The sequence below is a fragment of the Leptothrix sp. (in: b-proteobacteria) genome (assembly GCF_965250675.1).
Taxonomy (GTDB): domain Bacteria; phylum Pseudomonadota; class Gammaproteobacteria; order Burkholderiales; family Burkholderiaceae_C; genus Sphaerotilus.
This window is the reverse complement of sequence record NZ_CBDFPH010000008.1, coordinates 105,946-125,201: the sequence shown is the minus strand read 5'-3', so window position 1 is coordinate 125,201 and position 19,256 is coordinate 105,946. Positions and strand designations below refer to the sequence as shown.

Here is a 19,256-nt window from a genome sequence, read left to right as displayed (position 1 = left end):
CGGCAGCGGGTGATCAGGGCGTCAGGGGGTGGCCGCAGTGGCCGGCGCTTGTGGCAACCGCGCGGCGCGCTGCTGGGTGGTGGTCAGGAAGTAGCCGTAGGCCAGCGCCATCAGGCCGGCAAACACGCCTGCCAGCAGGGTGTTGTACCAGACCATCGCCGCCAGGCAAACGCAGGCCAGCGCCAGTGCAATGGCGGGCATGACCGGGTAGCCGATGGCCGGGAACGGGCGCTCCAGGCCGGGCTCGCTCTGGCGCAGGCGGAACAGCGACAACATCGAGACGATGTACATCACGATGGCGCCGAACACGCTCATGGTGACGATGTTGGCCGTGAGCGTCTGGCCGCCGAAGCGGATCAGCTCGTCGCTGAAGATGGCGGCCATGCCGATCACGCCGCCGGCCAGGATCGCCTTGTAGGGCGTGCCGAACCGGGGGTGGACGTCGGCCAGCCAGCCCGGCAGATAGCCGTCGCGCGCCAGCGCGAAGATCTGCCGCGAGTAGCCCAGGATGATGCCGTGGAAGGACGCCACCAGCCCGAACAGGCCGATCCACACCAGCATGTGCAGCCAGCCGCTGTTCTCGCCCACCACCGACTTCATGGCCTGCGGCAGCGGGTCGTTGACGTTGCTCAGTTTGGTCCAGTCGCCCACGCCGCCGGCAAACACCATCACGCCGATGGCCAGGATCACCAGGGTGATGATGCCGCTGATGTAGGCCACCGGAATGGTGCGCCTGGGGTCCTTGGCTTCCTCGGCGGCCATGGCCACGCCTTCGATGGCCAGGAAGAACCAGATCGCGAACGGAATCGACGCGAACATGCCGCCCAGCGCGATCAGGCTGAACTCGTCCTGCCCGGCCCAGCCCTTGGCGGCGAAGTTGGCCACCGAGAAGCTCGGCGCGACCACGCCCATGAACACCAGCAGCTCGAAGATCGCCAGCACCGTGACGACCAGCTCGAAGGTGGCCGCCGTGCGCACGCCGACGATGTTGAGCGTCATGAACACCACATAGGCGCCCACGGCCATCGCCTTGGCGTTGGCGCCCGGAAACTGCACCTGCAGGTAGGCGCCGATCGCCATCGCGATGGCCGGCGGCGCAAAGACGAACTCCACCAGCGTGGCAAAGCCGGCGATGAAACCGGCCTTCGGCCCGAAAGCACGGCGCGCGTAGGCGTAGGGGCCACCGGCGTGCGGAATGGCGGTGGTCAGCTCGGTGAAGCTGAAGATGAAGCAGGTGTACATCAGCGCCACCATCAGCGCGACCACCATGAAGCCGAGCGTGCCGGCACTGCCCCAGCCGAAGCTCCAGCCGAAGTACTCGCCCGAGATCACCAGGCCGACGGCCAGGCCCCAGAGGTGCCACGTGTTGAGCGTGGGCTTGAGTTGTTGCGTCATGTGCATGCGCTCCAGTGAAGGGTGTGAATGCTTCATGCTGAAGGGCGGCGGGCTGGGCGGCTATCCAGTTTCGGCAATCCGTGGCGGGCGCCCCCATTCGTGCAGGAAATCACGGCGCGGCTTTTGCATAAGGCACCGGCATGAACGCCCGCCTTACCCGCCTTACCTCTTGTGCCACCGGCGATGTCGACGAGCAGGCCGCCCTGCTGCGCGGCTGGAACCAGTCCTACGCCCAGCTGTCGGCCGGGCCGTTCGAGGGCCGCATCGAAGACGCCTGGCTCGACGGCGTGCACCTGTTCGTCGAGAGCACCAGCCGGCGCCTGATGCAGCGCGGCGAACTCGCCCGCGACCGGCTCGCCATCGGCCTGCCGCTGGTGCGCGGCACGGGCCAGGCGCTGTTTTGCGGCGGCTCCCCGGACAGCGCGACGGGCTATTGCACCTTCTCGGGTCCGGAAGGCTTCGAGTTCTTCACGCCTGAAGGGCTGGTGATGGCGGGCATCGAGCTCGATCGCGCCGAACTCCTCGGCCTGGCCAGCGACGCCGAGCAGGCCGCGATCGAGCAGATCGGCCTCCATGCCGGCCTGCACCACGCCGAGCCGCAAGCCGTGGCCAGCCTGCGCAATTTCATGCACGGCGCCTTCGACCTGCTGCGCCGCGAACCCGGCCTGCTCGGTAACGGCGCGGTGCGTCACACGCTGCGGCAGGCGGCGCTGTCGCAGGTGCTGGAAACGCTGGCCCAGCCGCTGTGCGGTGGTACGCCGGCGGCGGCCGACCTCAGCCCGCAGCGGCAATGGAAGCTGGTGGCGCAGGCGCGCGAGCACCTGCAGCGCGATCCTGAGACGCCCATGACCGTGGCCGCGCTGTGCCAGGCGCTGCGCGTCAGCCGCCGCACCTTGCAGAGCGCGTTCCAGGAGGTGTTGGGCATGCCGCCCGCTGCATTCCTGCGCGCGGTGCGGCTGGCCGGCGCGCGGCGGGCGCTGCGCGTGGCACCCACGGTCACCGAGGCGGCGGCGCAGTGGGGTTTCTGGCACTTCAGCCACTTTGCGCAGGACTTCCGGCGCATGTTCGGCGAGTTGCCGTCAGAGGCCTGGCGGCGCATGCATCGTGAGCCATCCGGGCCTCACGTTGCACCGCAGCGCCTTCAGTGACCGCCGGGCGTCAGCGGTCGACCGGTTTACTTCTTCTTGCTGCGATCCGGCACCACCGTGACCTTGGTGGGCATCACGGCTTCGGACGAGACCGGCTTGGACGGCGCGGAATCCTTCTTCGGCTTCTTCGCTTCCTTGGTGCTGCGTTGACCCTTCATGGCGGTTCCTTCATTCAAACGGTTGGAGTGGACTCGTCGCGCATCGCGACCGAACGGCACGCAACGCCCGACGGCTGTCGACATTGTGCGCGCAGGAAGTGATCTTTATCCACAGGCGCCGACATAGCCGCAGCTGGTGCAGAAGTCGCAGCCGTCCTTGTGGATCAGCGTGGCGTTGCCGCATTCCGGGCAGGGCTGGCCGGCGATCCGGGCGAGGGTGGTGCTGCCGCTGGGTGGGCTGCCGGCGGGTGTGTCGTGGGCAAAGGCCGCCGCCGGCGCGGCCAGCACGCCCATGTCGCTGACGGGGTAGCCCTCGGCATCGAGCACGCCCAGCATCGCGTAGCGGTGGGTCACCAGCCGCGCCACATAGGCCACGGTGCTGGGCCAGACCTGCTGGCGACGTTGACCCGGAACGGGCGCCATGAAGTGCCCGAGCGGCTCGCCCACGTTGAGCAGCTTGCGCAGCTTCATGCCGATCCAGGCCGGGTCGATCACGCGCATGTCGAGCGACAGCAGCCGCGCCAAGCCGTCGAGCGCGCGCGGGTAGTTGCCGGCAAAGCCGATCGCGCAGGGGCGGGTGACGTGGGTGCCCGTCTTTCCAGGCTCATGGCCGGGCAGCGTCACTTCCTTCAGCGTCAGCGTGAACTCCTCGCCGGTGGCGGGGTTGTGGATGTCGACCGCCCAGGCCAGCGTGCCGTCCGGGCCGGTGCGCGGCTCGCTGCGGCTGAACATGGCGTCCAGCACGGGGGTCGGGCCGCCGTCCTGCAGCGCGCCGAGCGCCTCGCAGCGCCAGCGGATCACCGCTGCCGTGGCGGCCACCACGCCGGGGAACAGGCGCCGCTCGCCGTGGGGCGGGAAGGGCATCTCGAAGGCGCGTTCCTCGGCCACGGTGGCCAGCGCGTCGAGCTTGAGCTTGAGCCACTGCGCGTCATTGGCACGCATGTCCATCGACAGCGTCTTGGCGAGTGCGGCCAGCCCGCGTGGCTGCTCGGCGCCGTTGACCCAGACCTCGAACGGCAGCGTCTGGCCGAACAGCCCGGCGTCCGGGCCGGCTTCGGCCGGCATCTCGCCCACGAACAGCGCGAATTCGCCGTGCGGGTGCTGGATCATGTAACTCCAGGCCGGGTTGCCGGCGCTCATCTCCGGCCGGCTCGGCCAACGCAGGCTCGCCAGCACCGGCTGCGGCAGGCGGTCGAGCCGCAGGCGCTGGTTGGCGCCGGCCCCGTCGGCGGAAGCGGCGTCGACCTGCAGCGGCCGGGGCGTGGTGGCCGATGCTGGTGCTTGTGACGGCACCGCCGGCTCCACGCTCAGCACCGCGCCCAGCACGCTGTTGGGCCGGTAGGTCGCCAGCCCCTTCAGCCCGGATTTCCATGCCGCCAGGTACAGGCCCTGGAAATCCGCATAGGGGTAGTCGGCCGGCACGTTGACGGTCTTGCTGATGGAGGTGTCGATGTAGGGCGCCACCGCCGCGACCATGGCCTCGTGGGCCTCGGCGCTCATCTCCAGCGCGGTGACGAAGGCGTCGGGCAGCGCGATGTCCTCGCCCGGACGGGCGCCCTTCAGGTGGCGATACAGGCGCCAGGCGTGGTCTTCCACCGCGAACTGCTTGAAACTGCCGTCGGCCTCGCGCTTCTTGCGCGTGTAGGTCCAGCTGAACGGCGGCTCGATGCCGTTGCTGGCGTTGTCGGCAAACGCCAGGCTGATGGTGCCGGTGGGTGCGATCGACAGCAGGTGCGAGTTGCGCAGGCCCTGCGCCCGGATGCGCGCCTTCAGCGCGTCGGGCAGGCGCGAGGCGAAGTTGCCGCCGCTCAGGTAGCGCTCGGCGTCGAACAGCGGGAACGCGCCGCGCTCGGTCGCCAGATCGGCGGATGCGCCGTAGGCCGCGTCGCGCATCACGGCGCTGATGTGGCTGGCCATGCCGCGGGCCTGCGGCGTGTCGTAGCGCAGCCCGAGCATGATCAGCGCGTCGCCCAGCCCGGTGAACCCCAGCCCGATGCGGCGTTTGTGGGCGGCCTCCTGCGCCTGCGCCGGCAGCGGCCAGACGGTGGCGTCCAGCACGTTGTCGAGCATGCGCGTGGCCACCGCGCAGACCTCGGCAAAGCCGGCGGCATCGAACGCCGCATCGGCCTCGAACGGGCGCTGCACGAAGTGGGTCAGGTCGATGGAGCCGAGGCAGCAGCAGCCGTAGGGCGGCAAGGGCTGTTCGGCGCACTGCCCGGTGACCAGGCCGTTGAAGATGACGGTGTTGTGATCGGCCTGGGTGGTGTCGTACACCGCCTCGACGCCGCAGGTCTCGATGGCGCGGACGCGGGTGGCAAAGCGCTGACGCTTGCGCAGCTGCTTGCCGGCAACCCAGTCGAGATAAAGCTGGTTCTTGCGCGGCAGCAGGAAACCGATCTCGCGCATGAAGACCTCGCGGGACTCGCCGTCGATGATCAGCTCATGCAGGGTTTGGCAGGCGTACTCGCGCTGGCCGCCATGGCCGTCGGGAAGAAGACGCGAGCCGGCTGCGCGGCGCTGATGGATGCGGCTGAATACGCCGAAGTTGGTCAGCAGCTGCTGCACCTCCTGCAGCAGCGGTCGGTGCACCGAGCTCAAGCGCACCGAGCAGGTCTGGCTGCCCTCGGACACGTTGACCGTGCCGTCGGTCTGGAACAGGCCGCGCAGGTAGCCACGCACGCAGTCCTCGCGGCCGCGCCAGACGATCTCGGGCACCTTGAGCTTGGTTTCGCCGGTGAAGCCGTGCTCGGCCAGCACCCGTGCCAGCAAGGTCGAGCGGATGAAGACGTGATCGCGCTCTGGCACGGCCACCGGCCTGACTTGGTAGGCGCGCGGCGTGGCCGCCACGCTGGCGATCAGCGTGTTGACGAACCTCGCGACGCCTTCAGCGAGTTGGCGGTCCTCGTGCCAGAAATTGACCACCGCCGCCTGCCGGCCTTTGCCGCGGTGGGTGAAATGGCCGTCGCCAGCGATCAATCCGAGCAAGGTGCCCAGCATCTCGTTGCCCTGTGCGCCGAACTGGCCCTTGCCGGACTGCACCCAGATCTCGTCGCCGGGTTGCAACTCGGCGAGCTTGATCTTGCCGCGCTGCGTATAAAAGTCGTGCCAGGCGGTGGCCTTGATCTCGTAGCCGTCGTCGGTGACGACACGAAAGACCTCGGCCTCGTGGGCGGTCATGAAAGCCGGTGCGGCATCGCGAACCTGGGTGCCGCGTTCCATCACACCCAGTGCCCGCTGATCGACGGTGGCTTGCAAGGGCACCCCGGCCTGATGCAGTTCGCCTATTGGAATCAAGCCGAACTGAGTCGCCAGACGCGTATCGCCTGTCACGCACGGATTCGTCGCCGCAATCGTCTCGCAATACGCCAGGTTGTTGTCCTGGTTGATGCGGTCCAGAAACAGCACGCCGGGTTCGGCGTGGTCGTAGGTCGACCGCATGATCTGGTCCCACAGGTCGTGGGCGGGCACGGTGCGGTAGGTCCACAGGCCGTCGGTGCGCTGATGCGCGCCAGCCGCTTTCTGCGCCACGCCGGGTTCGGCCTTGTGGACCAGTTCGACCTCGCCGTCGGCCTCGACCGCCTGCATGAAGGCGTCGGTCACGCCGACCGAAATGTTGAAGTTCTTCAGGTCGCCCTGGTCCTTGGCGTGGATGAAGGCTTCGATGTCGGGGTGGTCGCAGCGCAGCACGCCCATCTGCGCGCCGCGGCGGCTGCCGGCGGATTCGACCGTCTCGCAGCTGCGGTCGAACACGCGCATGTAGCTGACCGGCCCGGACGCCTGGCTCTGGGTCGAGCCGACCCAGGCGCCAGAAGGGCGGATGCGGCTGAAGTCGTAGCCGACGCCACCACCGCGGCGCATGGTCTCGGCCGCTTCGGTCAGGGCGATGTAGATGCCGGGGAAACCGTCCTCGGGCTCGGCGATCGAGTCACCGACCGGCTGCACGAAGCAGTTGATCAGCGTGGCGCTGAGCGTGGTGCCGGCGGCCGAGGCGATGCGCCCGGCAGGCACGAAGCCGCGCTGCTGGGCGTCGATGAAGCGCGTGGTCCAGGCCTCGCGCTGCTCGGGCGCCTCGACGGCGGCCAGCGCGCGGGCGATGCGCGCGCGCACCTCGGCGATGCTGGACTCGGTGCCCTTGGCGTATTTTTCAAGCAGCACTTCGGCGCTGATGGGCTGCGCAGGCAGGCGGGTTGCAGGCATGAAAACATCCTTCACACGGTTCGCTGGGCTCACTGTGGCGCGGTCGGGCCGCGCTGGCAAGCCCGGGGGGGCGGGTTGCGCCACGGCCACGCCTGCTTGCTGGGACGCAACCGGATGTCGTTGCAATGCACGATGATGGCGGCATGGAACACCCGAGAAAAGCGATCTGGCTGCATCAGATACCGACCGCGAAAGTCGCGTCGCCCATGGCAAGCGGCCCGAGAGTGAGCGGCCCGCCCGAGGCGGTGCAGCGCGTGCTGCGCGGGCTGGCGCAGATTCATGAGCAGAACGAGCCGCTCGACATCCTGCAGAGTGGTCGCGTGCAATCGCTGGAGATCAGCGACGATGGCAGCGCCACGCTGACCTTGCTGCTGGGCCACGGGCTGTGCCACAGCGCCCATGTGGTGGCTGAACAGGTGTTCGACGTGCTGCGGGCAGAACTGCCCGACACCGACCTCTACCTGCGCCACGACGCCGGTCCGGGCTGCGTCAACGACGCCGCCACCGCCTGAGTGCTGCAGTCATGAGCGGCATCAAGACAGGCCCCAGGACAGGACCCACGACAGGCGCCAGCCAGGGCCGCACGCTGCGCCAGGTGCCGTAGAGCGCCAGCAGTCGCCGCGCAGCGCGCCAGCCCAGCCTCGACAGCGATCCCGGCGCCCGTGCAGCGCGACGTGGCCGGCGTACCCAGCGCCATAGGGTGGCTGTCGCCATGGGCAAGAGCACGGCCAGCCAGGGCCGCTGCCGGGCCTGATCGCGCACGCCCTGGGTGACGGTGGCCACCGTCGCCTGCAGCTTCAGCCACCAGCCGAGCGGGGTTTCCAGCTGGTGCCAGCCCTCGGCCAGTTCGGCGGACAACGCGCCGCGCAACTCGGCGCTGCGGGCGATCAGCGCCTGCTGGCGTGCGGCCAGTTGATCTTGTCGGGAGACGGGCGGGGCGTCAGGGCGGCGGGGCATCGCCGGACTCCGGGTTGGCGCGGGCGAGGTGTTCGCGGTCGCGCACCAGCTCGGCCAGGCTGGCGGCCAGCGGCCCGCCCGGGGGCTGCAGGCGGGCGCGGGCGTCACGCAGCAGCCAGACGCCGGCCAGCAGGAACAGCGCCGAGGCGCCGCCCAGCGCAATCAGCCGGTAGCCATCCCAGAACAGCACGACGAAGAACGCCGCCAGGAAAAACACCCCGAACCCCAGCAGCAGCAGGCCCGCCGCGCCGCGCACCAGCGCGTCGAAGGCGCGCAGCAACTCCTGCTGCAACTCGTTGCCGAGCAACTCCAGCCGGTTCTGCAGCAGCGACAAGGCCAGATCGGCCATGCGCTGCAGACGGGCCAGCAGGCGACGCGGGGTGGCGGTGAAATCCATCAGCCTGGCGTCAACCGCACATCAACGCCGGCCGATCAGGATGCCGACCAGCAGCCCCAGGCCGGCCGCGACGCCGATGGATTTCCACGGGTTGTCGTGCACGTAGGCGTCGGTCGCCTGGCCGGTTTCCTTGGCACGGGCCACCACCGATTCCTGCAGGTGCGCCAGCCGCTCGCGCGCCTGCTGCAGCCGCGCCTGGATGCGGCCACGCAACTCGGCGCTGCCTTCGCTGGCGTCACCGGCGGTGGCGCGCAGCAGGTCTTCGGCATCGGCGACGACCATGCGCAACTCGGCCAGCAGCTTGTCTTTTTGTGCAACGGTGAAATCGTTCATGACGGGAACTCCTTGCTTCAATGATCGGAACAGGGCTTGACCTTACGCCGCGCCCGCCGCGACAAGATGACCAGGATCAAGAGAGTTTCTAGCCCCGGCCCACAAACGGCATCTGCGTGGCCATCACGGTCATGAACAGCACGTTGGCGCTCGGCGGCAGGCTGGCCATGTGTACCACGGCATCGGCGGCGTGGCGCACGTCCATCACCGGCTCGGCGCGGCGGCTGCCGTCGGGCTGCAGGATGCCGGCGGTCATGGCCGCCGTCATGTCCGAGGCGGCGTTGCCGATGTCGATCTGGCCCACGGCGATGTTCCAGGCCCGGCCGTCGAGCGCCGCCGTCCTGGTCAGCCCGGTGATGGCGTGCTTGGTGGCGGTGTAGGCCACCGAGCCGGGGCGCGGCGCGTGCGCCGAGATCGAGCCGTTGTTGACGATGCGCCCGCCCTGCGGCACCTGCGCCTTCATCTGGCGGAAGGCAGCGCGGGTGCACAGGAACACGCCCGTCAGGTTGGTGTCGACGCTGGCGCGCCAGTTGGCCAGGCTGACGTCCTCCAGCGACACGCCCTGCGTGAACACGCCGGCGTTGTTGAACAGCAGGTCGAGCCGGCCGAAGCGCTGCGCCGCTGCGGCGAACAGCGCGTCGACGCTGGCCTCGTCGGTCACGTCGGCCACCACGGCCAGCGTGCGTGCGGCCTGTTCGGCGGCGTCCAGCCCGGCGCGCTCGATGGCCGCCTGCAGCGTCTCCCATCGCCGCCCGGCCAGCACCACGTTCCAGCCCGCGCGCAGCAGCGCGTGCGTGGTGGCCAGGCCGATGCCGCTGCCGGCGCCAGTGACGAGTGCGATGCGGGGGGTGGGTGACGGGTCGGACATGGCGTGATCCAGAGGGCGAGTGGAGAGCGATCAGGAAGCCAGTCTGCCACCAGTCCCAGAGACGGCCGCACCCAGCCGTGTGTGTTGCGCAGACATCTCGGCTTAGGGATATCCCAGCTGCCGGCGTCGCCAGACCTGCCTATGCTGATCGGAATGATCGCCTCGCCGCCGCTCTTGCGCACCTTCATCGACACCACCCAGGTCAGCCCCGAACGGCGGGTCGATTACTGGGAGCGGGAATGCCGCGCCAATCTGGTCAGCTTTCGCTGCTCGTCGCACGCCGATGAAGGCCTGATGGCACACCAGAGCTGTCTGGACATGGGCCAGTTGCGCCTGGCGCACACGCAGGCCAACGCGCACGTGATCGAGCGCACGCCGGACATGATCCGCACCTCGCCGCGCGAGTCGATCTTCGTCAACGTGATCCGCGACGGCGAGACCTTCGTCTACCAGCGCGGCCACTGCTTCAAGCTGCAGCGCGGCGACGTGCTGATCTACGACGCCCGCTACCCGTATCTGGTCGGGGGCGCCGAGTCCTTCAGCATCCTGCACATCGACATTCCGGCCGACATCTTCCGTGCCCGGCTGGTGCGCACCGACCTGAAGAAGCCGATCCAGATCAGCGCCACCACCAGTACCAACCGGCTCTACAACCGCACGCTCAGCACGTTGCTGCTGGACCTGATCGAAGGCCCTGCCGCGCCCCAGCTGGGCGTCGACACCCTGCACAGCCAGGTCTGCGACCTGCTGGGTGCCATGATGGGCCAGACCAGCGGCCAGAGCGCCACCTCCGCGCTCTGCGCCGGCCACCTGCTGGCGGCCAAGGCCTATATGGAAGAGCACCTGGGCGACGATGGCCTGCGCGCCGGGCAGATTGCGTTGGCCGTGGGCATCTCCGAGCGCCACCTGCGCCGGCTGTTTGCCGCGCAGGACAGCTCGGTGGCCGACCACCTGCTGGCGCGCCGGCTGGACCGCGCCCGCGCCGAACTGCTCGACCCGCAGCTGCGCGCCACCACCGTGGCCGAAACCGCCTACCGCTGCGGCTTTGCGAGCCACGCGCATTTCTCGCGCGCCTTCAAGCAGCGCTTCGGCCTGACGCCCAGCGAGTTGCTGCGCGGCGTGCCGCACTGAGTGCTGTTCACTGACCGTCCTGCGCCCATGCACGGCGATGTCCGCCCGGGACAAGGATTTCGTCCGCTGCGGTGCTCTCACTGCCGGGTATCGCTCTCCATCACCACCCCGATGGAGAGGCTCCGATGGATCCGGCACCGGCTGATCAAGGGCTCCGAGGAAAAACCGCGCTCGTGACCGGTGGCTGTGGTGCGTCGGGCTGGCGGCTGTCTTGCCCCGATCGCCGAGTACGACGAGGACGTCTTCGACCGCGTCAATGCCGTGCCTGCTGATACAGCGGCGCAATTGCCTCGGCCACCTGGCGGCTCAGGGCGTCGCGCACGGCGGGGTCTTCCAGCTCGGTGCGCTCGGCTTCGGTCAGGCTGTCCGGGTCGCTGCCCAGGCGCACGATGGGGGCCAGCAGCTCGGCCACGGCGGGCTCGTTCAGCCAGGCGTCCCAGTGCGCGGGCTGCAGGGCCATGGCCTGCAGGAAGCCGATGCACCAGATTTCGGCGTCCACCACGATCAGGACTTCGCCTTCGTCCTCGCCCGGGACTTCGGCCACGCCGAACAGCGGCTCCAGCGCGTCGGCGTTGCGCTTGAGCTGGCGGTCGATCGTGCCCATGTGGCGCAGGATCCATTGCACGCAGCGCTTGAGCTGCTTGCCGCTGGCAAATGGCGCGGGCTCGCCCGGCTCCAGGCCCCAGACGGGCGGCAGCCAGTCATCGACGGCGGGCAGTTCGGGCGCGATCAGCAGCGCGGTCAGGTAGCCGTCGAGGCATTCCAGGTCCATCGCGCCGTCGGCGGGCAGCACCTGCAGCAACTCATCGAGCTGGTCCTGCTCTTCTTCGCTCAGGTCCTCGGTGATGATGCTGGGGTTGTATTGGGTGTAGTTCATGGCGGGTGACGAAGGGCGAATGGCAGCGCAGGGCATGCAGAGCGCCGCAGTGTGACAGAGGCCGATCCCGCCTCGGCGTCGCCCCGCCAGCACCGCCCGCTAGCATCGGCTTGTGATGACGCCACCGCCCGAACCCACCCGCCTCGAATGCCGCCCCGACTGTGGCGCCTGCTGCACCGCACCGTCGATCACCAGCCCGATTCCCGGCATGCCGCAGGGCAAGCCGGCGGGCGTGCGCTGCGTGCAGCTGCTGGCCGACCAGCGCTGCGCCCTGTTTGGCCAGCCGGAGCGGCCGGCGTTCTGTGGCGGCCTGCAGCCGTCGGCAGAGATGTGCGGCGCCACGCGGGCCGATGCGCTGCTGTGGCTCACCCGGCTGGAGCAGGCCACGGCGCCGGGCCTCACGGCATCAGTGCCGCAGCGGCCTTGATGGCCTCGCGGATGCGGCCGTAGGTGCCGCAGCGGCAGACGTTCTCGATGGCGTCGATCTCGGCGTCGGTCGGGTTTCTGGTGCGGTTGAGCAGGTCGACCGCCGCCATGATCTGGCCGGGCTGGCAGAAGCCGCATTGCGCCACATCGCGGTCCAGCCAGGCCTGCTGCACGGGGTGCAGCGTGTCGCCCTGGGCCAGGCCCTCGATGGTGGTGACGCTGGCGCCTTTGAGGTCGCCGACGCGGATCGAGCACACGGTGCTGGCCTGGCCGTTGATGTGGCAGGTGCAGGCCTTGCACACGTTGATGCCGCAGCCGTACTTGGGGCCGGTGAGGCCGAGCTTGTCGCGCAGCACCCAGAGCAGGGCGAGGTCGTCCGGGGCCTCGACGCTGACCGCCTGGCCGTTCACGGTGAAGTTCTGAAGGGGCATGTGGGTCTCCTGGCAGGGCTTACTGCGGCACGGGCAGCACGGGGGGGATGGGGAGTTTTCCGGGCGGGAAGGGCGTGAAGTCGACCGGGAAATAGAGCGGGAACTTGCGCGCCTTCAGGCCGGTGGCCCGCGCCCAGGCGTTGGCGATGGCGCCGGAGGCGGCCGACATGCCGACCTCGCCCAGGCCGCCGATGGCCTCGCCGTTGGCCGGCATGATGATGACCTGCACGTCCTTCGGGTAATGCTTCATGCGCCCGTAGTGGTACTGCGAGAAGCTGCCCTCCAGCGGCAGGCCGTTCTGCACGTGCAGGCCCGACATCAGCACCAGCGAGATCGACTCGGCCAGCGCGCCCTGCAGCTGCGCGTCGATGCCGCTGGGGTTGATGGGCTTGCCGACGTCGATGGCAATCGTGGCCCGGGTCACCAGCGCCGGGCCGGTGCCGGCGATGACGGCGCGGGCGTCGATCTCCACCAGGCAGGCGGTGAAGGAGCGCGTCTCGGTGTGCACCGCGATGCCCTGGGCAAAGCCGGCCGGCATCTTCCTGCCCCACTGGCCGCTGTTGGCCACGGCCTGCAGCACCGCACGGGCGCGCGGCTGGCGCAAGTGCGACAGGCGGAAGGCCAGCGGGTCCTGGCCCAGCCTGGCGGCCATCTCGTCGACCATGATTTCCTCGACGCTGCGCGTCGGCTGGATGTGCACCGAGCGGTAGCTGCCGGTGTTCATGATGATGGGCGCCGGCAGCAGTTCCTTGGAGTGCACGCCGAAGTTGTACGGCGAGGTCACCATGGTCTTGAACAGCGCCTGCTCGACGGCCAGGTTGCCGATGGTCTGCTGCAGGCCCGGCAGCGCGGCGGCGGCGGCCGTCAGCATCTCGCCGAAGCCGTGGCGGGTGTCCAGCCGCGGGCTGGCGATGCGGTGCTGGTAGCTGACGACGTTGCCCAGCAGCATCGTGGCGCGGGCCTTGTGGTACTGCGGCGGGCGCATGCGGCCGTGGCGCATGTCGTCGGCGCGGTGGTACATCAGCTTGCAGGGGCGGCCCAGCAGCCGGGAGATCTGCGCGGCCTGCTGCACCGGGTCCCAGAACAGCCGGCGGCCAAACGACCCGCCCGAGGGAATGACATGCACCTTGACCTTGTCGACCGGCAGGCCCAGGTCGGCGGCGATCGCCTGCTGGGTGACGATGGGGCTCTGCAGGCCGGCCCAGATCTCGCAGCTGCCGGGGCGCACGTCGGCGATGGCGCAGTCGGTCTCCATCGGCGCGTGGGAGACGGGCGCCATCTCGAACTCGGCCTCCACCGTCAGCGCGCCCAGCGGCGGAATGGCGAACGGCAGGATCGACTTCTTCAGCTTGGCGGTGATGGTGGCGTTGCTCTCGCCGTCGATCGTGCCCTTGCCCCAGGTGACGTCCAGTGCGTTGACCGCGTCCCAGGCCTGGCCGAAGGTCTCGGCCATCACCGCCACGCCGGGCGGGATCGGCGTGTAGGCGCCGCCGCCGGGCAGCACTGCGACGCCGAGCACGCCCGGCATCGCCAGGATGGTGGCGCGGTTGTTGACCGACACGACGGTGCCCAGGATGGTGGGCGGGCGCCGCACCAGGGTCGGCTTGGCGTTGGGCACCGGCAGGTCCATGGTGAACTTCTTCTGGCCGGTGACGATGGCCAGCGCATCGAGCCGGCGCGCGGCCTTGCCGATCACCTGGTAGTCGCCAGGGTGCTTGGGCAGCACGTTCAGCGGCGGCGGCACCAGGCTGGCGGCCACGCTGAGCGTGCCGTAGGCGGCCGTGCGACCGTCGGGTGCCGTGATCACGCCGGCCGCCACGCTCAAGGTGCTGGCCGACACGCCCCACTGCTGCGCGGCGGCTGCCAGCAGGCGGGCGCGGGCGGTGGCGGCCATGATCGGCAGCGCGGCGTCGAACACCCGCACGTTGGCCGAGCCGCCTGTGAGCTGGTTGAAAATCAGCTCGGGCCGGGCGTCGGCGCTGGTGACGTCGACGCTGCTCAGCGGCACGTCCAGCTCCTCGGCCACCATCATCCCGCAGGCGGTTGCGATGCCCTGGCCCTTTTCCAGTCGCGGCAGGTCCAGGCTGACGCGGCCGTTGGCGTGGATCACCAGCTTGACCAGCGGCATGGTGGGCAGCGAGGTCTGCAGGATCGCGTCGCCCAGGTCGTAGAAGTCGGTGGTGTCGGGCGGTGTCAGCGGCAGCGCTGCCCGGGCGTTGGACGGTGTCGCCAGATTGACGCCGAAGCCGGCCGCCACCGTCAGCACGGGCGCCGAAACCAGGTAGGTCAGCAGACCGCGTCGGCTGACGGCCGGGGATGACGGGAGGCCCGTGTCCTCGGTATCCTCGGGCATTGATCTCGGCTGGGTCATCGAAGTCTCCTGGGTTGGCGCTTGCCGCCGATGGTGCCGGGATGACTTCGCCGAGGTTGTCATTCGAACGACAAGACCGATAAGTGTTTCCAGGGGTTTCAAAAGCGTCAAAGTGCGCGTAACGGGTTGTATCAAGCTGTGCAATGTTGACTCTGGAAACCATGTTGCGCATGAGCCTGTGGGCCAAGACCCTGACGGAGGCCGAGCTGGATCAGGTGGTGCGTGATGCCCACGAACGCTGGATTCCCGCCGGCGGCTACGCCGTGCGCTGCGGCGAGCCGGCCGACCACTGGATCGGCGTGATCGACGGGCTGGTCAAGATGTCGGTGTCGCAGCCCGACGGGCGGGTGTCGACCTTCACCGGCGTCACCGCCGGGGGCTGGGCCGGCGAAGGCTCGCTGCTCAAGGCCGGCCGCTGGCGCTACGACGGCGTCGCCACCCGCAACACCCGGCTGGCCTGCGTGCCGCTCTACGCCTTCGAGCGCCTGGTCTCGACCAGCCTGCCGTTCAACCGCTTTCTGCTGACGCACCTGAACGCCCGCCTCAGCCTGTTTGTCGGGCTGGTCGAGTACGACCGCCTGCTCGGGCCCGATGCCCGCGTGGCGCGCTGCCTGGCCAGCCTGTTCGACCCCGACCTCTACCCGCGCGCGGGCAACGCCGTCCAGCTCAGCCAGGACGAGATCGGCCTGCTCTCGGGCGTCTCGCGCCAGCGCACCAACAAGGCCCTGCATGAGCTGGAGCGCGCCGGCCTGCTGCGCGTGGCGTTCGGCAGCGTGACCGTGCTGGATCTGGCCGGGCTGCGCAGTTACTGCGGCGCCTGAGCTGCTGTTTTTCGGGAGAGCCCTCGATGTTCGAATCCGCTGAAATCGGCCACAAGATCGGCAAGACCGCCTACCGCGAGGCCTTGCCTGCCCTGCGTGCGGCCTTGCTGGAAGCGCAGATCGACCTCTACGAACGCCACAAGATGCCTGTCGTGGTCTTGATCAGCGGCCAGGACGGCGCGGGCAAGGGCGAGACCCTCAATGTGCTGCACGAGTGGATGGACCCGCGCTTCATCTCCACGCTGGCATTTGCCATGCCGACCGACGAGGAGCGCGAGCGCCCGCCCATGTGGCGCTACTGGCGCGCCTTGCCGCCCAAGGGGCGTCTCGGCATCTTTGCCGGCTCCTGGTATTCCGAGCCGATCCGCCAGCGCCTGGAAGGTGACATGTCGCTCAAGGAGTTGGACGCTCGCGCCGACGCCATCAACCGCTTCGAGGCCATGCTGGTCAACGAGGGCGCGCTGGTGCTGAAGTTCTGGTTCCATCTGACCAAGGAAGGCCAGAAAAAGCGCCTCAAGGCGCTGGCGGGCGACCCGCGCACCGCCTGGCGCGTCACGCCCTGGAACTGGGAGCGGCTCAAGACCCATGACGAACTGGTCGACGTGGCGGGTCACCTGCTGCGCATCACCAACACGCCGGGCGCGCCCTGGGTGGTGATCGACGGCTCGGATGACCGCTACCGCGCCCTCACCGTCGGCCAGGTGCTGCTGAGCGCGCTGCAGGCCCGCCTGGCCCGTCCCGCGCCGCCCCTGCCGCCGACGGCCCCGATGGTGCGCGTCGATACCGACGGCCGCAGCGTGCTGTCGGTGCTCGACCTCACGCACCGGCTGGCCGATTCACCGTACGAACGCGAACTCGCGCACTGGCAGGGCCGCCTGTCGGAGCTGGTGCGCGATCCGCGCTTCCGCGGCCGCTCGCTGGTCTGTGCCTTCGAGGGGGCCGATGCCGCCGGCAAGGGCGGCAGCATCCGCCGCATCTGTGCGGCGCTCGATGCGCGCCAGTACCAGGTCGTGCCGGTGGCCGCTCCCACCGAGGAAGAACGCGCCCAGCCCTACCTGTGGCGCTTCTGGCGCCACGTGCCGCGCCACGGCCACATCACGCTGTTCGACCGCACCTGGTACGGCCGCGTGCTGGTCGAGCGCATCGAGGGTTTCTGCTCCGAACCCGACTGGCGCCGCGCCTACACCGAGATCAACGACTTCGAGCACGAGATGGCCGATGCCGGCGTCATCGTCATCAAGTTCTGGTTGCAGATCAGCCAGCAGGAGCAACTGCGCCGCTTCAAGGAGCGCGAGGCCGTCGCCTTCAAGCGCTTCAAGATCACCGACGAAGACTGGCGCAACCGCGACAAATGGGACGCCTACCAGCAGGCGGTGTGCGACATGGTCGAGCGCACCAGCACCGGCAACGCGCCCTGGACGCTGGTGGAGGCCAACGACAAGAACTACGCGCGGGTGAAGATATTGCGGACGCTGTGCGAGCGGGTGGAGCGGGAGTTGAAGGGGAAGGGTGAAGTGGAAGAGGCCGGTGGGGGGCGGCCTAAATCGGGCAAGAAATCCAGAAAATCGAGCTAAGACCCGTGAATTGAATCAGCGCGCTCAATATGGATGTGCCTGCTCATCAGTTCCATTACTTCAACTCGACACGCCCGCGCTTTCCAGCACCAGCAGATACAGCGCTGCCCGCGCCCGACTGGCGCCGACGTAGAGCCATTCTGGATGCCGCCCTGCTTGCGCATCCAGCCCGACCAAAATGACGACATCTGCTTCCAACCCCTTGAATCCTTGAATCGTGCCGATGCGGACTTGGCCTGGCGTGGCTGCGGCTACATCCGTACTCAGTTCAACCTCATCCAATCCTTCTGACCACGCTGACGTGGCATTGGTGTGGCGATATGAAGCTAGGATGACCACCTGCTCAGGGCGAATGTCTTCCTTGCGCAGTAGCGTACGTAGCAATTGGCGTAACTGCTGAGCCATTTCTGCAAAGTGCGTACTGGTTTGAATGAGTGGGGCGGGACCATGCTCGATGCGGAATTCATTCGGTGTTACGCACTGGCCGAGTCGGGCAGCCAACTCGCCTATCGGCCGTGAGTTGCGTAAATTGGCCTCCAGCACCAAGGCTTTCGCTGCAAATGGCGGCTCCCATTGCGCTTGTGCCTGATACACCGACTGTCGCCGGTCGTAAAAGCAATACCAGGAGAATTCAGCCTTGCCCAGCGCCTCTAGCGCCACCCACCAAGTTGGCGAAAAATCGGCCGCCTCGTCGACAATTAACGTGTCGAAACGGGCGCCCAGTCGTTCAGCTGCGCCCAGCAACAACTCGGCGCAGTCTTCCTGAAAAAATCGTCGCCGCGCGCCCTCATCCACTGGTACGTCAAACCCCAGGCCAGATTCCACCGCCAAGTGGCGTACCAGTTCGTGGAAATTACAAACTTTCAGGCTAGGAACATCCGCAAGCAAGCTCGACAGATGTCCGGCCAGCGCTCGGTTAAAGCAAGTCAGCAGTACAGATTTACCACTGGCGGCGTGATCACGCGCCAGCGTTACTGCGAGCATCGTTTTGCCTGACCCTGCGCCACCTTCCACCAGCAGTCTGGGTTGGCTGCGCAGCATGCGCAAGACCTGTATCTGTTGATCGGTGACGCGCTGTAGTGCAACCACGGTGTCGTCCACCCGGCTACCCAGCGGCACCAGCAGATTGCAATCGGGTGCCAGCAGTTCCTTGAGCACTTTTTGATGCTGCCGACTCCAAGGCCGATGCTCCGGAAAAGCCTCGCGCAATAACTTCAGCAGCGCCTGCGCTGGATCTGCCAAATCATTGCGATCCAGTAAAAATGCGCGTGATGGAGCCTCACAACCCGGCAATGGTCCTCGCCACACCACATCCGGAAACCATGCGGCGTGCGTGATCCCCAGTGCGTTGGCATCCTCCCAACCCAGTCGCCCCTGTAATTTCTCCAGCAAGGCATAACGATTACGCCGAGCCTGAGTCAAGGGCGATTGCTTCATCGCCAAGCCCGAGGCATAAAACCACTGTCCATCCCGAACTTCCACCGCACCGGCCTTGATCTCGAAAATGATCAAGCCATGTTGTGGGTGAAAAACGATCACATCGGCCTCACCAACGCTCTCACCATGACGCTGAAGCAAACGCCATTCAACCGCGTGGAAATATTGCCAAGGCGCAGGCAACTGAGCGAGTGCTGTCGTGACTCGGGATTCAGCGCGGTGTCCGCTGGCGATGGCGGCTGAAGTAGAGGACATTCTGGTGTTGGCTGTGATGGTTGGAAATAATTTTTAATTATTTTCTTTTCAAGACTAACTGACTGCCAGAGCGTGACACTTCTCTGTACTCGCGAAGGCGCGTTAGAACTCCTACGCCGCCTGCGGCTATTGCTATGGCTATGGCTGAATATGTTGCTGCTGCTCCTAGTATAGAAATAGCACCGGCTGCAGTAACTCCGGCTACTACCCCTGATGTTCCACCAGTTGGCAGCGCTAAAAATGCTGAGTAAACAGCTACACCAATGGCACCTACGGCAATTGCCCAAGCAACAGAGCCAGTTGCACGTAGTTTTATGGTTTTTCTTGCAAGATCGCCAGTTATTTCAATGGTGTCCTCTTCGCTTTTGAGTGCATCAGCTAGTTCTTTTTCGGTTTTAACTTTTGCTGTCATTTTTGGTTAAAATCTCGGTTTCACGATTTTAATTTGAGTAAATAGGAAAAAATTGTCCGGTGAAGCTA

18 protein-coding genes are annotated in these 19,256 nt (G+C 67.6%); 6 read left to right on the top strand and 12 right to left on the bottom strand.

From position 1 onward, the window contains the following. Positions 1 to 21: 21 nt before the first annotated feature. A complete protein-coding gene (gene eat / locus AC5IG3_RS09725) occupies positions 22 to 1,431 on the bottom strand; it encodes an ethanolamine permease (RefSeq protein ID WP_491906098.1) in 1,410 nt (469 codons plus the stop codon). Positions 1,432 to 1,535: 104 nt separating this feature from the next. Between eat and AC5IG3_RS09720 the strand changes: the two genes are divergently transcribed. Next, a complete protein-coding gene (locus AC5IG3_RS09720; RefSeq protein WP_491906097.1) occupies positions 1,536 to 2,543 on the top strand; it encodes a helix-turn-helix domain-containing protein in 1,008 nt (335 codons plus the stop codon). A 26-nt stretch (positions 2,544 to 2,569) separates the two neighbouring features. Here AC5IG3_RS09720 and AC5IG3_RS09715 read toward each other — a convergent pair whose 3' ends face one another. Further along, complete coding sequence (locus AC5IG3_RS09715) at positions 2,570 to 2,701, bottom strand: hypothetical protein (RefSeq protein WP_491906096.1); 132 nt, start codon at positions 2,699 to 2,701, stop codon at positions 2,570 to 2,572. Positions 2,702 to 2,806: 105 nt separating this feature from the next. Then, a complete protein-coding gene (locus AC5IG3_RS09710; protein ID WP_491906095.1) occupies positions 2,807 to 6,898 on the bottom strand; it encodes a ribonucleotide reductase barrel domain-containing protein in 4,092 nt (1,363 codons plus the stop codon). A gap of 224 nt (positions 6,899 to 7,122) precedes the next feature. Here AC5IG3_RS09710 and AC5IG3_RS09705 point away from each other — a divergent pair, with 224 nt between their 5' ends. Next, on the top strand, positions 7,123 to 7,410 hold the full coding sequence (locus AC5IG3_RS09705) for an iron-sulfur cluster assembly protein (RefSeq protein WP_491906094.1): 288 nt from the start codon (positions 7,123 to 7,125) through the stop codon (positions 7,408 to 7,410). Here the strand turns inward: AC5IG3_RS09705 and AC5IG3_RS09700 are convergent. From AC5IG3_RS09700 to AC5IG3_RS09685, 4 genes are all read right to left on the bottom strand, one after another. Next, the gene (locus tag AC5IG3_RS09700; protein ID WP_491906093.1) at positions 7,388 to 7,855 is read right to left on the bottom strand and encodes a hypothetical protein; all 468 of its coding nucleotides are present in this window, start codon (positions 7,853 to 7,855) and stop codon (positions 7,388 to 7,390) included. The two genes, AC5IG3_RS09705 and AC5IG3_RS09700, sit on opposite strands and share 23 nt — an antisense overlap. Continuing rightward, positions 7,839 to 8,252, bottom strand: a complete 414-nt coding sequence (locus AC5IG3_RS09695; RefSeq protein WP_491906092.1) for a phage holin family protein — start codon at positions 8,250 to 8,252, stop codon at positions 7,839 to 7,841. Before AC5IG3_RS09695 ends, AC5IG3_RS09700 begins: the two co-directional genes overlap by 17 nt. Before the next feature lie 21 nt (positions 8,253 to 8,273). Beyond that, positions 8,274 to 8,585 (bottom strand): ElaB/YgaM/YqjD family protein, encoded by a 312-nt coding sequence (locus AC5IG3_RS09690; RefSeq protein ID WP_491906091.1) that lies wholly within the window; start codon positions 8,583 to 8,585, stop codon positions 8,274 to 8,276. An 88-nt stretch (positions 8,586 to 8,673) separates the two neighbouring features. Further along, positions 8,674 to 9,453, bottom strand: a complete 780-nt coding sequence (locus AC5IG3_RS09685) for an SDR family oxidoreductase (protein ID WP_491906090.1) — start codon at positions 9,451 to 9,453, stop codon at positions 8,674 to 8,676. A gap of 141 nt (positions 9,454 to 9,594) precedes the next feature. Here AC5IG3_RS09685 and AC5IG3_RS09680 point away from each other — a divergent pair, with 141 nt between their 5' ends. Then, a complete protein-coding gene (locus tag AC5IG3_RS09680) occupies positions 9,595 to 10,584 on the top strand; it encodes a helix-turn-helix domain-containing protein (protein WP_491906089.1) in 990 nt (329 codons plus the stop codon). 253 nt (positions 10,585 to 10,837) lie between these two features. Here AC5IG3_RS09680 and AC5IG3_RS09675 read toward each other — a convergent pair whose 3' ends face one another. Next, positions 10,838 to 11,461 (bottom strand): UPF0149 family protein, encoded by a 624-nt coding sequence (locus AC5IG3_RS09675; RefSeq protein WP_491906088.1) that lies wholly within the window; start codon positions 11,459 to 11,461, stop codon positions 10,838 to 10,840. Between the two features lie 115 nt (positions 11,462 to 11,576). Here AC5IG3_RS09675 and AC5IG3_RS09670 point away from each other — a divergent pair, with 115 nt between their 5' ends. Then, a complete protein-coding gene (locus AC5IG3_RS09670; protein WP_491906087.1) occupies positions 11,577 to 11,888 on the top strand; it encodes a YkgJ family cysteine cluster protein in 312 nt (103 codons plus the stop codon). On the opposite strand, the gene AC5IG3_RS09665 is transcribed toward AC5IG3_RS09670, so the two are convergent. Next, positions 11,860 to 12,318, bottom strand: a complete 459-nt coding sequence (locus tag AC5IG3_RS09665) for a (2Fe-2S)-binding protein (RefSeq protein ID WP_491906086.1) — start codon at positions 12,316 to 12,318, stop codon at positions 11,860 to 11,862. The two genes, AC5IG3_RS09670 and AC5IG3_RS09665, sit on opposite strands and share 29 nt — an antisense overlap. Positions 12,319 to 12,337: 19 nt before the next feature. Beyond that, positions 12,338 to 14,689: a xanthine dehydrogenase family protein molybdopterin-binding subunit gene (locus AC5IG3_RS09660; RefSeq protein WP_491906085.1), complete on the bottom strand. Its 2,352-nt coding sequence runs from the start codon at positions 14,687 to 14,689 to the stop codon at positions 12,338 to 12,340. 143 nt (positions 14,690 to 14,832) lie between these two features. Here AC5IG3_RS09660 and AC5IG3_RS09655 point away from each other — a divergent pair, with 143 nt between their 5' ends. Together AC5IG3_RS09655 and pap are read left to right on the top strand one after the other, a co-directional pair. Continuing rightward, a complete protein-coding gene (locus AC5IG3_RS09655; protein ID WP_491906084.1) occupies positions 14,833 to 15,510 on the top strand; it encodes a Crp/Fnr family transcriptional regulator in 678 nt (225 codons plus the stop codon). A gap of 26 nt (positions 15,511 to 15,536) precedes the next feature. Next, positions 15,537 to 17,084, top strand: coding sequence for a polyphosphate:AMP phosphotransferase (pap, locus tag AC5IG3_RS09650; protein WP_491906083.1), 1,548 nt, complete (start codon positions 15,537 to 15,539; stop codon positions 17,082 to 17,084). A 60-nt stretch (positions 17,085 to 17,144) separates the two neighbouring features. On the opposite strand, the gene AC5IG3_RS09645 is transcribed toward pap, so the two are convergent. Together AC5IG3_RS09645 and AC5IG3_RS09640 are read right to left on the bottom strand one after the other, a co-directional pair. Further along, complete coding sequence (locus AC5IG3_RS09645) at positions 17,145 to 18,776, bottom strand: ATP-binding domain-containing protein (protein ID WP_491906082.1); 1,632 nt, start codon at positions 18,774 to 18,776, stop codon at positions 17,145 to 17,147. Positions 18,777 to 18,813: 37 nt separating this feature from the next. Then, positions 18,814 to 19,188: a hypothetical protein gene (locus AC5IG3_RS09640; protein WP_491906081.1), complete on the bottom strand. Its 375-nt coding sequence runs from the start codon at positions 19,186 to 19,188 to the stop codon at positions 18,814 to 18,816. Between the last annotated feature and the right edge of the window lie 68 nt (positions 19,189 to 19,256).